Here is a 13975-nt window from a genome sequence, read left to right on the forward strand (position 1 = left end):
ACAATACCTGTGGATTACTTTACCACTAAAATGTTGCAGTGGCAATATAGGTAATGTCAGTGGTATAAAGTCCAGCTTCTGTATTGGCCGCAATGTTTGCAATATAGAAAGCGCTAATGTTTTCTGTTGCCGTTGGGCCAGTCTCCGAGGCAAAAGTTGTGGTCGTACTTGCCACAAAGGCCCAGTCTCGGTTACCCGGAGTTGCATTATGATCATATCCTGATGCGATGGTGGCATCACCGTCAGTTGAGTAACTTACTCCAAACTCTTCAGTTCCAGGGGTGCCGTCAGCATCATTTGTTATTGAAGCTACATTGATGGTATCACCGCCGCTTGTTAGGGTTGCGCCGTTATAGGTAACGATGTAGCCATCAGTAGCATTTGTACCAACGCTAATGGTATGAGCAGCAGCTGAATCGCTTGCTGAACCGTTTGTATCACCTGTTGCCCAGCGTGCATTTGAGGCACTCAAGGTACCGAAGCCAATAGTCGTGTCGGAGAGAGAAAAAGTAATAGATGCATCAACTGTGGCAGTAACATTCACACTGTCATCAGTAACGAAATCAAGTGCAAATTTACCAGAATCACCAAAGTTACCAGCTAATTCAATCACATGTGTGCTCGTATCATTTGGGCTAGTAAGCTGAGCATTTCCGCTCGCAGCGTTATTACCGATCTGCACCTGCACACAGCGATCTGCGGTAATTTCTCCGCTCGTAGCATCTGTCGGAGGAGTCAAGGTAAGCACGCTCGAGGCAAATGCAGCACCCCAAGTGCCCGCAGATGCAGTAGCCGCTAGGGTTTTATCTGAGAAAGTGCCATCACAAGCGTTATCATCATCAACCGCCAAGTCGATATCCGTGAAATCAACCGAACCTACCGTGAAATCAGTAAAGTCGATAGTAATGGTATCGGTTGAAGCGTCAACTCCGGTAGGAGTCACAAAAAGAATGGTGTGATCAGCTCCAACATTTTGCGTTAACGTATCTAAAGTATCAGAAACACTGGTTAAACCAGCAGCTTTCACCTCATACACTGGCAGTGAAAAGGCGGAGATAATGACGAGGATGAGAGCGAAAATTCCGTACTTTTGCATAGTCTATTGATTAAAAAGTCGCGGTGGCAATATATGTTATGTCGGTCGTGTACAAACCCGCTTCAGTAATCGCGGCAATATTTGCGAGATATCGTACACCAATAGTTTCGGTGTTGGTCGGCACAGTTTCAGAAATAATTGTTGTCGTGGTGCTAGCTACAAAGGTCCAATCAGGATCACCGTGAGCATAGCCCGTGGCAATGGTTGCATCTCCGTCGGTAGTAATGCTCAATCCAAACTCTTCTGAGCCTGGTGTACCATTCGCGTCATTATTAATTGAAGCCACGCTTATGGTATCAGAACCACTCGTTAACGTCGCACCATTATAGGTAATTGCCCAGCCATCAGTCGCGTTGGTGCTAACTGCTAGCGTATGAGCATCGGCTGAATCAGATGAAGAACCATTAGTATCGCCGGTCGCATACGTTGCTGCGCTTGAACTCAAAGTACCAAATCCTACCGTGGTGTCAGAAATAGCAAAGGTAATGGAAGGATCAACAGTCGCGGTTACGTTAACACTGTCATCGCCAACAAAATCAAGTGCAAACTTACCAGAATCACCAAAGTTACCAGCGATTTCTACTACATGAGTACTGGTATCGTTTGGGTTATTGATCTGGTTAGAGCCACCTGAGGCGTTGCTACCAATCTGAATCTGCACACAACGTCCAGCAGTAATTTCTCCTGAGCTTGCATCAGTAGGAGGGGTCAGCGTTAACACATCAGAGGCAATCGCTGCGCCCCAAGTACCAGCCGCCGCTGAAGCCGCTAATGTCTTATCACTCCAAGATCCATCACAAGCAGCATCATCATCAACAGCAAGGTCAATATCACCAAAGGCAACGCTCGTGGTAGTAAAGTCTGTGAAGTCGATGGTAATGGTATCAGTTGAAGCGTCGACACCAGTAGGAGTTACAAAGTAAATCTCATGGTTTGCGTCAACAGCTTGAGTTAAAGTATTCAGCGTGTCAGAAATACTCGTCAAATTGGCAGCAAAAACCGGTCGAGCTGGGAAGCTCAACACCGTTACAAAAACTGCTATGAGAATGGCTATTTGTATTTTTTGTAGCTTTCCGTACATTCTGAAAGTAATATAGAGGCTAAAACTCTACAAAACAAGCTTTCTAGGTATTAGAATAGCATAAAATTGAGTTCTCGTCAATTAGAAAACCGCAGTGGCAATATAAGTAATGTCGGTTTGATAAAGACCCGCTTCAGTTATAGATGCGATATTCGCAATATAATGCACAAAAATCGATTCTGCATTAGTTGGCCCAGTTTCGCTTACAAATTCAGTTACCGTGCTCGCAACAAAATTCCAATCTGATAAACTCGGCAAAGTGCTGTTCCATTGATAGCCGGATGTGATAACTGCGTCGTCCGACTTATCTGCCGACAAAGCGAACTGCTCTGTTCCTGGTGTACCATTGCCATCATTACTAATAGTTGCAGGACTAATGGTATCTGATCCACTTGTTAAAGTTGCTCCATAATATGTGATGGCATATCCGCTGGTAGCATTTGTGCTTACTGTTAAATTATGTGCCGGTGAACTATTCGTCCCTGTACCGTTGCCATCACTAGTAGCATAACGAGCCGCGCTTGAACTCAAGGTGCCAAATCCTACCGTGGTGTCAGAAATAGCAAAGGTAATGGAAGGATCAACCGTTGCAGTTACGTTGACGCTATCGTCAGCAACAAAATCAAGTGCAAATTTGCCGAAGTCATCAATTGCTCCCAAATTTCCAAAAATATCAACTACATGGGTATTGGTATCATTCGGGTTAACTAATTGAGCATTCCCTCCTGATGCATTTGTACCAATCTGAATTTGCACACATCGTCCTGCTGGAATTTCTCCACTTGTGGCATCTGTTGGCGCATCAAATATTATATATTCAGAGGAAAGCTGGTTCACCGAAACTCCCCATACACCTGCAGCATCTGAACTCGCTAGTGTTTTTTCTGTCCAAGACCCATCACATCCCCCATCATCATCAACGGCTAAATCAATGTCGGTATAATCAAGAGTTGAAAAACCAAAATTAGCGAAATCAAACCGATAATAGTCTGCGTCAGCATCTACACCAACTGAAGTAATAAAATAAATCTCATGATTTGCAGCAGTATTTTGAGTAAGCGAGCTTAACGTATCAGAAATACTCGTCAAATTGGCAGCAAAAACCGGTCGAGCTGGGAAACTCAACACCGTTACAAAAACTGCTATGAGAATGGCTATTTGTATTTTTTGTAGCTTTCCGTACATTCTAGAAATCGAAAACATCCTAATGAATAAAACACTATAGAACTTAAGACGTCAACTGACTAGAATTTGCCAGTTACCACGTAAGTGATATCGGTTGAGTAACTTCCAGCTGGGGTCGTACCAGCCGCATTAGCAATGTAATATATGCTGAAATTCTCAGTGGCCGTGCTACCAGCTTCTGAGGCAATGGTTGTGGTGGTATTTGCTACAAAGGAATAATCAGCTGGCGAAGTAGCATCATAACCAGAGGCGATGGTTGCGTCACCGTCTGTGGTACACGCAATGCCAAACTGCTCACTCCCAGGTGCGCCATCATCATCATTGGAAATAGTGGCCGCATTAATATCATCAGACCCACTGGTAAGTAATGGTCCATAATAGGTAAGCGCATATCCATCATCCGCTGAGGTACGGACTGAAATAGTATGCGCCGAGGTTTTTGTACCCGTGCCTGATGCATCGCCGGTCGCGTATCTGGCGCCAGAGGTACTTAGAGGACCAAAGCCAACGCTGGTGTCAGAAATACTGAATTGCACTGCGTCAAAATCCCAGTTAGTTGTGTTTTGGCAATCAATATTTGAAACATGACTTGAATCAATCAAGTCACCGCCAGAAGCATCAGACCGACCCACATTTACAAACTTCACTGTTTGCGCGCCACTCACGTCAAGCAACCAGGTACCTGAACCCAAGCTAGAATTACGGAAAATTATTTCACTGCCATATGTCTGCCCATCCCAGTTAATATCATTCATGGTATAGGTTGAGCCAGAGTTATACTCTACTTTTACATCACTCGTAGTAATAGTGTATTCACCTGCTGTAGTTGCTGCCGCCGCAAAATCAACTCCAGGGGTAAAGGAAGCTGAACAACCAGAATACGACCCACTACTGTTTTCAATTGCTAAGTCATAAAATGACGAAGCGCTTGTCATTGTTCCGGATAACGTTTGTAGCGAGGAACCATCTAAAACAACTCGGCTATTACCATGAGTAAAGGTGTCACTATTTGCCCAATCACCGGCCAAAGTCAGCTCAGGTGAAAAGGCTGTAGAATTTACTTTTTGCTTTGTGCCACCTTCGTTTACACGTAAGGCAACCTGAGTTGGACTTGATCCTCCGCAAGAAGGAATAGCCAACCATATGGCAAACTCTACATAAAGCACTTGATTAGTAAGCGTTTCTTCTGGGATGCCAGTAATAAAAATGGCATAGTCATTCGTTCCTGTGCTTATATTCACATTTTTCCATCCTGAGATTGCAACCGGATTTGCTAAGTCAGCATCAGCCTTCCATAATCTTGCGTTCACTTGACGTCGTCCGTATGAGCACGATCCGGCAGTATAGACCGTTGTGATATCTACCGACCAGGTACCAGCAGCGAAGGTTCCAGTAATTGGCTGACCATTGTTAAGCATCCATCCGGTATTAGTGATAGCACTCGGAATGCTTCCATCCCATGTGGTACTTGTATTCCCTGGCACAAAAGTACAATATCCACTTTGACCTGTGCCGGTATCGTCGCATTTCGTCGTATCATTCGATGAGCCACTCGGGTCAACCGGCTTCATGCGCCAGCTCGAACCATAACCACTCGTGTCACTGGTCAAATACCACGCTGTAGGACCACTCAGATCAAAGGTTCCGCCAGTAATGTTTACATCTCCGTTTATATCAAGAGGATAAATGGTTTTATAGGTAGCGCTCCCCCCAGCATCGTTAAGCTCAAGGTTATTTAAATTAGTTGCCGCTAGAGATGACGCTTCACTAGTGTCGATATATTGCGTGCCGCTTGTAGCATTCAATACTAAGTTACCAGTCGACTCAATAATAGTATCATTGTTGGTAAAGTTGCCAGCAACATACAAAGTATTTGCTCCATTAAAATCAAAGGTGCCGCCATAAATAGTGAGGTATCCATTGACATCCATGTCAGTCAGGAGATTCCACTCAGCCCCACCGCCGCTATCATTAAACTCAACATTATTAAAGAAGTCACTCCCTGTTCCATCTGCATCTATATCATAGGTACCGCTGCCCGCCTGGAAAAGCACATAGCCCGATGTATGAGAGAATGTACCATCGTTGTTCCAACCTCCACCTAATATCACAAATGATGACCCCACACTCAGGGTACTATTATCAATATGTACATCAGCTGCCTGAGTGGTAATGTTGCCGGCTGGCGCATAGGTATCACCATTCCAAATATGCAGCTCAAAACCCGAATCAAAGGTTGCCGCTGATCCTGAAACACTATATTTAATATCATCGTCACCACTATCGCCGGTATTTAGATTGGCGTTACTGATTGATCCAGTATCAGCTCGAACAATGACTGTATTCTGATACAGATCTATATCTGTCTTTGCCACACCATCAGACACAAGCACAGTTGTTGCCTCCTCTGTTTCGTCATCGAGATATACAGTGACAATGTCGGTTGAGTTTGCTGGCACGCTTGTAATAGACCAAGCGCCGCTGCTGTCGGTAATTTCATCAGTGTAACTACCACTACCATTCACTTTCAGTGTGACCGTTTTGTTTACACCGCTCCCATCAAGTGGTGTAGTCCCTTCATTAGTATAGGCAATACCCGAAAGGTTAATGCCAGCCGCAAAAAGCCAGTTGGTGTTGTTTAGACAGTCAGTGTTTGTACCATCAGAAGCATCAATCTGATCACCACTAGAAGCGTCAGATCGGCCAACATTCACATAGGAAACTGCAGTTTGAGTACCCGAAACATCCAGCAGCCAAGTACCTGAACTTAAATTAGAGTTTCGGAAGATAATATCATTACCAGTAGAAGCGCTCCAGTTAATATTTGTAATTGTATAAGTGGATCCGGAATTATATTCCACCTTCACGTTATTAGTCGTGATGGTGTAGTTATTGCTTACTGTTGCGCTGTCAGCAAAATCAATACCGGGAGTGAAAGAGGTTGAACAACCTGAGTAGCTACCTGAACTGTTGGTAATGCTAAGATTATAGAAAGATTCTCCATCAGAGGTTATTGTTTGCGTCGAGGACCCATCAAGAATAACAGTTGACTGATCCGCGGTGAAAGTAGCGCTCCCACCAAAAATCATGCTCCCAGCTACATTAATTGTTGTTTCATCAGTCTCAACATCATCAGTGGCATCAAGTGTCCCATTAATAGTGAAAGTACTGTTAATATCCATTTCATATCCATTAGTGTATAGGGTATCACCGGCGGCGATCGTTAAACTCAAGTAAGTCATATCAGTACCTAAGTTCAAACTGTCAGGAGAGGTACCAACCTGGACATTACCTTGATTCTGCTTTGTCGCATTATTATCGTAAGCAAAAACATCTGCATCAAAAATCATTGTTCCACTACCAGTCGGACCGGTAAAAAGACCTCCGCTCGCCAAAGTGAAATCGCCAGCGATATTCATATTGACATTAGCATCGGCAGTGAAGCTCCCTGCGCTAACATCAAAAGTGCCATTCACATCCATGGCATCGGTATTACTAATACTGCCACCAGTCACATCAAAATTTTGCAGGGCGGTAGTCGCCGATGTGAGCGTCTTTGACGTGCCATCCATCTCAAGGATGTTACCTGTAGAAATAGTAGTGGTCCCATCACTTAAATCAATATTTCCCGAGACGGACCAAGTGCCTGCTCCAGTAACTATCTGACCGTTACTCGAACCAAGCTTCACATAAGAGACATCACCTGTAATTGAAACATCAGGGTCATTGTTATCACCGGTTAATGCAACAACTTGATTGTCTTCAACGGTTACTATTAAGGATCCGCTAATAGTATGCGTACCAGCGCCCATATCGACCAACACACTAGTGAAGGAGGTGCCATTTGTATACACTTCTACATCATTACCGTAGGTACGAGCCGGCATGGTCATATTACCTCCAGCACCAGCATCAAAACGAACAACTGAGGAGAGGGTGCCGCCTGTTGGAATTGTTGTCGTTGTTGCTACGGTTAAGCGTCCCGCTCCAGTAATTGAACCTGATAAAGTAAAACTTGACCCGGACCAGGTAACGGTACGACCTGATGAAATGCTTAAGGTGTCACTACTAGAAACAACTAAACTATTCGTAATCTCCACATCGCTTGTCTGCACGGTGATCGTGCCTGTTGAGCTAGGATCAACTGTAAAATTATACAGACTGTTTCCACCACCGCTGAACGTTTCTGCTGTTCCAGTCATTTTTAAATCCGCTGTAGAAACGACACTATAGGTGCCGTCCTGAAAATCAATACTACCCGCCACACTCCATGCGCCAGTGCCTGGCTCAAGGTCCTCGGTGCCTGTACCAACACCTGTGAAATCAATATCTCCTCCAATAGTAACAGTTGGGTTATTTGTTGAACCGTAAAAGTGAATATCACTACCATTTGCCGCGTTTAGAGTGAAATTATCTGATACAATAATACTGCCGGATCCACCAGTCACACTCGTCGTGCCGCCAAAAGGAGCGTTATTGTAAAGTTCCACATAGCCTCCGTAGGTCCTCGCTGACATTGTCTGGTTATTACTCGTGGCATCAAAGCGTAGATTTGCTGAAAAGGTTCCAGTCGTGGGGAAGGCGGTAGTAGATGTATAGATAAGTAAGCCAGCTCCTGAAATAATGCCTGATAAGGTTAAGGTGGATCCGCTATGTGTTAAGGTACGGCCGGTATCAATAACGAGTTGATCATTTGATCCGACATCTAAAGTGCCACTCACTGTCAGGTCCGAAGTTTGCAAAGTGGTGGCTCCGCCAAATAGTGCATCAATGGTGAGATTATAAAGAGTGTTTCCGCCTCCAACTATAGTCACAGCGGTGCCGCTCATAACAACGGTTGAAGTTCCAGCTGTTACTGTTCCACCAGCCATATTAAGGTTGCCAGTTATGTTGTGACTTTCACTAGAAAGAGTAACAGTGCCTGAGAGCGTGAGATTTTTATATATGTTTCCTGCAATTGTTAGCGTCCCACTCCCATCCATCACTAGTGTATTTGTACCTTCAATGGTATAGGTGCCGTTCGTAAAGTCAGCGCTACCTGAAACAGTCCAGGTCCCGGCCCCTGAGGTAATTGTTTCAGTTCCAGCCCCTGCTCCAGTGATAAAGTCTAGATCGCCTCCGATATTTACATCAGGATCATTGGTAGCCGCATCAACCGTAACAGAACAGTTACTGTATCCTTCGATTTCAAGATTTCCATCAATCGTAATGGTCTGACTACCCGCAGATCCAAAATTAACTTCTCGAGAACTCAGACCGCAGTCAGCCTGAATATAGATACTACCCCCAAAGGTTCTGCCTGGAATAGTATGGTCAGCGGTTGTTGGGTAAAAGAAAACATTCGCGTCCATGGTCCCGGTGGACGGAAAAGTTGCTGGGGTATAGTAATAGACATACGCATTACCGCTGATGGTTCCGTTCAACACGAGTGAGGTGCCGGTATCATTATATAAATCAAAGTAAGACCCTGACTGAAGTGCTGCTTCATCATTCGCGGCAACGGTTAAGGTATTATCAACAGCCACGCCATCATTAATAGTGATCGTCCCTGCCGAGCTGGGATCAATCTCTAAATCATAGAATGTGGCGCCATTTGCCCAAATATTTCCACTAGTGCCAGTCATGACAAAGGTATGCCCAGTGGCAATATTTGTTGCCCCAGGGTCACGGAGATCAAGATTACCGCCGATCGACCAGGTACCACTACCGGTCGTAATATGTTCAAAAGAGCCTGGTCCATCTTCACGATCTAAATCGCCACCAATAACCAGATCGGGATTCCAAACCGAACCATCTATAGTTGCCGATGAACTCTGCGCATAAATTAAAAAGCTTCCGTTAATAGTAATGGTTTGTGAGGCAGCACTCCCTAATATCAACTTATAAGAAGAAAGACCTCCTTGATAGTATTCCACATCACCCTGGTAGGTACGTGCAGTCATGGTTCGATCAGCAGATCCAGAATAGTACTGCAGTAACGCGCTAATAACTCCCGTTGTAGGGAAGAGTTCGCTTGTCTTATAAATAACTTTTCCAGATCCTGAAATTGTACCGTCGAGAGAGATCGCCGTTCCTGTTGTCCTAATTAAATTAACAGTCCGGCCACTATCAATTACTAATTCACCATTACTCGAGACAGTTAATACCTCTGAGATTGAAAAATCAGAAGTCTGCATAGTAATTGTTCCTGCAGAGCTTGGACTAATACTAAGATTACGTAGGGTGCGATTATCTGCCACAATGGTATTACTCGTACCCGTCATAACAAAGAGATTTCCAGATGATGAGCTTAAATTACCATTGGAGAAATCAATATCCCCTCCAACAGTCCAAGTGCCACTGCCTGTTAAAATATATTCCTGCCCGGACCCAACCCCAATATACAAAAGATCACCGCCTATGTTTACGGTAGGATTATAGGTGGTGCCATAAATATATTGGTAATTGGTACCTGCAGCATTTATCCATAAATCACCGTCGATGGTTACTGTTTGACCTGACGAACTGCCCATATACATCACACGAGCAGTGCTTCCACTGTTGTACGCTTCCACACTACCTCCATAGGTACGACCACTTAAACGAGGATTTCCGTTAGTTGTATCCATGCGAAGATTCACGCTGATAGTGCCTGTAGTAGGAAAGTTAGTTGTCGACGCATAGCTCACCCATCCACTACCACTTAAAATCCCGTTGAGCGTAAGCACGGTGCCTGTTGTCTTTGAGAGCGTTATAAATACAGCGCTATCTAAACTAAATGTGTCGCTGGTTTGGACGGTCAAAGCGTTGCTAATGGTGAAGTCATTAGTGTTCGCAGTGATAGTTCCAGTTGAGCTTGGATTAATAACCACATTATAGTGTTGCTGATCGGTATTGAAGGTATTGCTGGTGCCGGTCATTGTGAGCGTACTAGTATTACTCGTCAGCCCTCCACTGCTTGTCATGGTGTAATTTCCTCCTACGGAAATACTGGCCGAACCAGCATATACAACCGCGCCGCTTGAAGTATGAGAGAAATTTCCACTGATTGTTACAGGTGTTTTAGTAATCGTGAGACTGCCGGACATGCTCGTCACTGAAATGCTTGCCACGGTTGCAACCGCACTAGTATCCCAGTCCGAGTTATCATTACTGGTACCGTCAAAAATTATATCGTCACTGGTGCCTGGACATGTATCGTTATTCCAGTTTGCACATTCAGACCAGCTGGCAGTTGTTCCATCACCATCCCATGTCTTGGTTGCGTCAGCCGCGATCTGCCAGAGTCGAGCTTCAGTAAACGCAATGCTCTCATCTCTACGAGTAAACTGCAGCGGTCCCAACTGATAGAAGAATGGTGAAACATTTGGTGCATCAAAAGTGTAAGCAAGGGTATATTCCTCTCCTGCTAGCCAATCCACTTCCCATTGAATAATGCGATGTCCATCTTGCGGATCACTTACCGTGCCATCGCCACTGATAGCACTTATCGCAAAGGTATCCGGAACCTCTTCGGTAACTATTCCCTGAAAACCCTCGCTAGTTTGAACGGTAAACTGTACCGGGTATTGAGCGGGAGGATAAATGCGTGTAGGAAACTCTGTGCGCTGTACTGAAAAAGGCACTACATCCGCCAGAGAAAAATGATCTTGAATTTGTCGCGTGCCATCCTTGGTAGTGGCTTGTACATCAACTTGATATTCACCTTCTTGAGTCCCAGTGTAGAAGAATGAATAATCCGGCTCGTTTGTCACGCTTTTATCTACACAATCAGGGTTCTTTTCAATCGTCGCGTCGCTGGTATGAAATACTGAGGCACTGCCTGATGGATCAGTTACGGTGACATCAATATTTGCATCGCAAACTGTTCGCCCTAAATCATCCACTACTGCTAAGTGCACTTTTTGTGCCGTGTTTGTCGGGGCTAAAGACTGTCGTACATTTACTGCTACTACGCCCCAATAAAAAGTTTGTGTAAGCACTTTATCTTCCCCTAAGGCAGTCGTCGCAATCTCAACTTCATACTTACCTGGTCGCCCAAAATCAGCTTCACTGAAACGAAGCTCTAGCTCCCCCTCAGCAGTGAGTACTTCACTCGGATCAGATTGAATTTCTTCACCAACAGGCGTACGCAACTTCACCTCTTTAACTAAAACAGTTGAGACGGGTGATTGCTTTGTTGTCTCAACCGGGTGCATCGCTTTCAGTTTCATCACCGGCTCTTCATCAGCTTGAATAACCTGTGTTTCAGTTTCCAAACTTAGATCATCGCTAGAAGGAAGTGGGATAAAGATGGGTGTTTCATTTGTCCTTTCATCTACGTGTAGCTGCCACGCGTGCTGCTCAGACCAGCTACTTCCATAGGTCTGATTATTTCGAAACTCGGCAAAGCCATCGGCACGAAGCGGACCAAGAACAAAAGATTGAGGTGTCTGCTCCGGGGCTTTCACGACATAGGAGAGGCTAGCTGATTCACCTTTTTTCCAAACTACAGACCACTGCAACTCATCGCCAATTTGCTTTCCCCCTTGCCCAACACTACTTATTTTTAAATTGGCAGGTATGGGCTCTACAACGGTGCCAATATAGTCGTCTCCAACCACAAATTCTAAAAAGACATCGTAACTCTGTTTAGGCACCAAGCGGGTTGGAGCGATTCGCGTCAGCTGCAAATTTGTCTGCTCAACAACCTCTAAAGTGCTTTGCGCTCGATATGTGCCAGCGTATGAGGATGCATCTAAGCGTATTCGATACTCGCCAACTTCATCGAGAGGAAAGGAGGCCAAATAATCGGCCACGCTACTCACTACATCAGGACTGCAGTCCTCTGAGCGCTGGATACCTTCAGTCAATGCATAGTCATTGTGCACACCTGATGGTGAAATCGTCTCAATATGCACATCCGCATTGCAAATTGTCCTACCATTATTATCAAGAAATCCTAGGGAAAGTTGCGCAGTATCATTTAATTGATAGACTGATCGAGCGTCGTTCATAATAACCACTCCCCAGTCAAAAGCCTTACGAATGGTTTGCACTACGTCATCTTGCTGCAATGTAAAGACGGCAATATAGCGACCGGGTGTATGAAAATTTTCCCTATCAAATGACACTAGGGTTTGCTGACCCCCGCTCACTTTTTCTGCAGTAGTATGTACTGCGGGGTGATATTCCTTATCATCAGGATCGATGAGAGAAACGGATTGAATGTTGCGTTGGAGTGGCTTCACACCCAAGAAGCCAAACGATGAATTTTCTTCAGTTTGGATTTTTACTTGCGGAGTATCGAGTGAGAAAAAGGTTGTCGCGTCCATTTGCACATATTCACCTAAGCGCAAGCTTGTCTTTGCTTCTCGTCGATAGGTGAGTTGGAGGCGAGCGCCATCAAAATAGGCTGTAGCTGAGTCAAGCGGCGGCTCTGGAATATATCGTACGCGCACCATAAAATCCTTCGCTTGGGTAAGTGCATCAATGCCATCGATGTGATAAGTCCAGTATCCACTGTGTCGTGCATTACTTTGCTCTTCCAGAAGCGCAAAAGAGTCTAGGGAAATCCAATTAATTCCACCGTCAATTGAATACGCAAAAACTACAATATCCTCGTTATTTGCATAAGTATTTGCCGCGAAAGAAAGATCAAGCATGGCATCAATATCAACTGCATCAGCTGGAATAGCATCAGAAAAAGCAAAATCCCCGCAGGTCAACCAAGCCTCGCCATTCTGTAAGGGCTGCGCATCTATGTTATCAGGACTGTTTTGAAACCAAGCCGCATTCTCACGCGTAAAATCGCCTGCATCAGCAGATCCAGGCAAATCAAGCTCCTGGGCTCCTTCGGTAAAATTCCATCCTTCGCAAGACCCGGGATTAAGTTGGACTGCACTTTCGCCAGCTACCAACATTTTTTGTCGGACGTAGTAGGCGCTCTGAAAATCAACCGGCTGCAATGCGGGCAAAAGAAATAGTCCAGCCACAAGCAGGGTAAAAATACCAAGCAATCCTAGCGCTTGGCCGGTATGAACTACCTGCGTATGCATCTGCAATTGTGCCTTCGGATTTTTCTTTGTTCTTTGACGTGGTGTCGGCACCGAAGCCCCCTCGAAAAGCAAAAAAAGTTGTTACATTATACCATTTTTTGCCTGTAACGTCGATTAAAGAAAAAGGGAATATAGCACCGTACTATCACAAGACAGCCATGCGGTCATGGAAGAGATAATTTAAACAAAGTTCCTTTGTGCTATTTTTTCTCCTGGAAGTCTAGGGCCAGAGAATTAATGCAATAGCGTAAACCGGTTTTATCGCTCGGCCCATCGTTAAAGACGTGACCAAGGTGTGCACCGCATTGTGCACAAAGCACCTCAGTGCGACGCATACCCATACTCATATCCTCTTCTTCTTTTATCGCACCGGGTTTAGCCATTTCCCAAAAGCTTGGCCAGCCAGTGCCTGAATCAAACTTGGTGTCCGAGGCAAAAAGCTCATTACCGCATACTGCGCAATGATACATACCGGCAGACTTATTATGTAAATACTTCCCACTACCAGGTGCTTCTGTTCCTTTTAGGAAGCAAACATTGTACTGCTCGGGTGTAAGTTTTTCCTTTGCTTTTTCAATCTCTGGCTGATCCATAGCT

General features: G+C 44.9%; 5 protein-coding genes. All 5 read right to left on the minus strand.

The annotated features are described in order from the left end of the window. Window positions 1-25: 25 nt before the first annotated feature. Complete coding sequence (locus H6760_04325; GenBank protein USN53361.1) at window positions 26-1096, minus strand: hypothetical protein; 1071 nt, start codon at window positions 1094-1096, stop codon at window positions 26-28. A gap of 10 nt (window positions 1097-1106) precedes the next feature. Beyond that, the gene (locus H6760_04330; GenBank protein ID USN53362.1) at window positions 1107-2177 is read right to left on the minus strand and encodes a hypothetical protein; all 1071 of its coding nucleotides are present in this window, start codon (window positions 2175-2177) and stop codon (window positions 1107-1109) included. Between the two features lie 81 nt (window positions 2178-2258). Continuing rightward, window positions 2259-3362 (minus strand): hypothetical protein, encoded by a 1104-nt coding sequence (locus tag H6760_04335; protein ID USN53363.1) that lies wholly within the window; start codon window positions 3360-3362, stop codon window positions 2259-2261. 59 nt (window positions 3363-3421) lie between these two features. Further along, entirely contained in the window at window positions 3422-13429 is a 10008-nt protein-coding gene (locus tag H6760_04340; protein ID USN53364.1) for a hypothetical protein, read from the minus strand. A 149-nt stretch (window positions 13430-13578) separates the two neighbouring features. Continuing rightward, on the minus strand, window positions 13579-13971 hold the full coding sequence (gene msrB, locus H6760_04345) for a peptide-methionine (R)-S-oxide reductase MsrB (protein USN53365.1): 393 nt from the start codon (window positions 13969-13971) through the stop codon (window positions 13579-13581). Window positions 13972-13975: the final 4 nt, after the last annotated feature.

Source organism: Candidatus Nomurabacteria bacterium (genome assembly GCA_023898465.1).
In the GTDB taxonomy this organism is placed as follows: Bacteria; Patescibacteriota; Patescibacteriia; order HK-STAS-PATE-3; family HK-STAS-PATE-3; genus HK-STAS-PATE-3.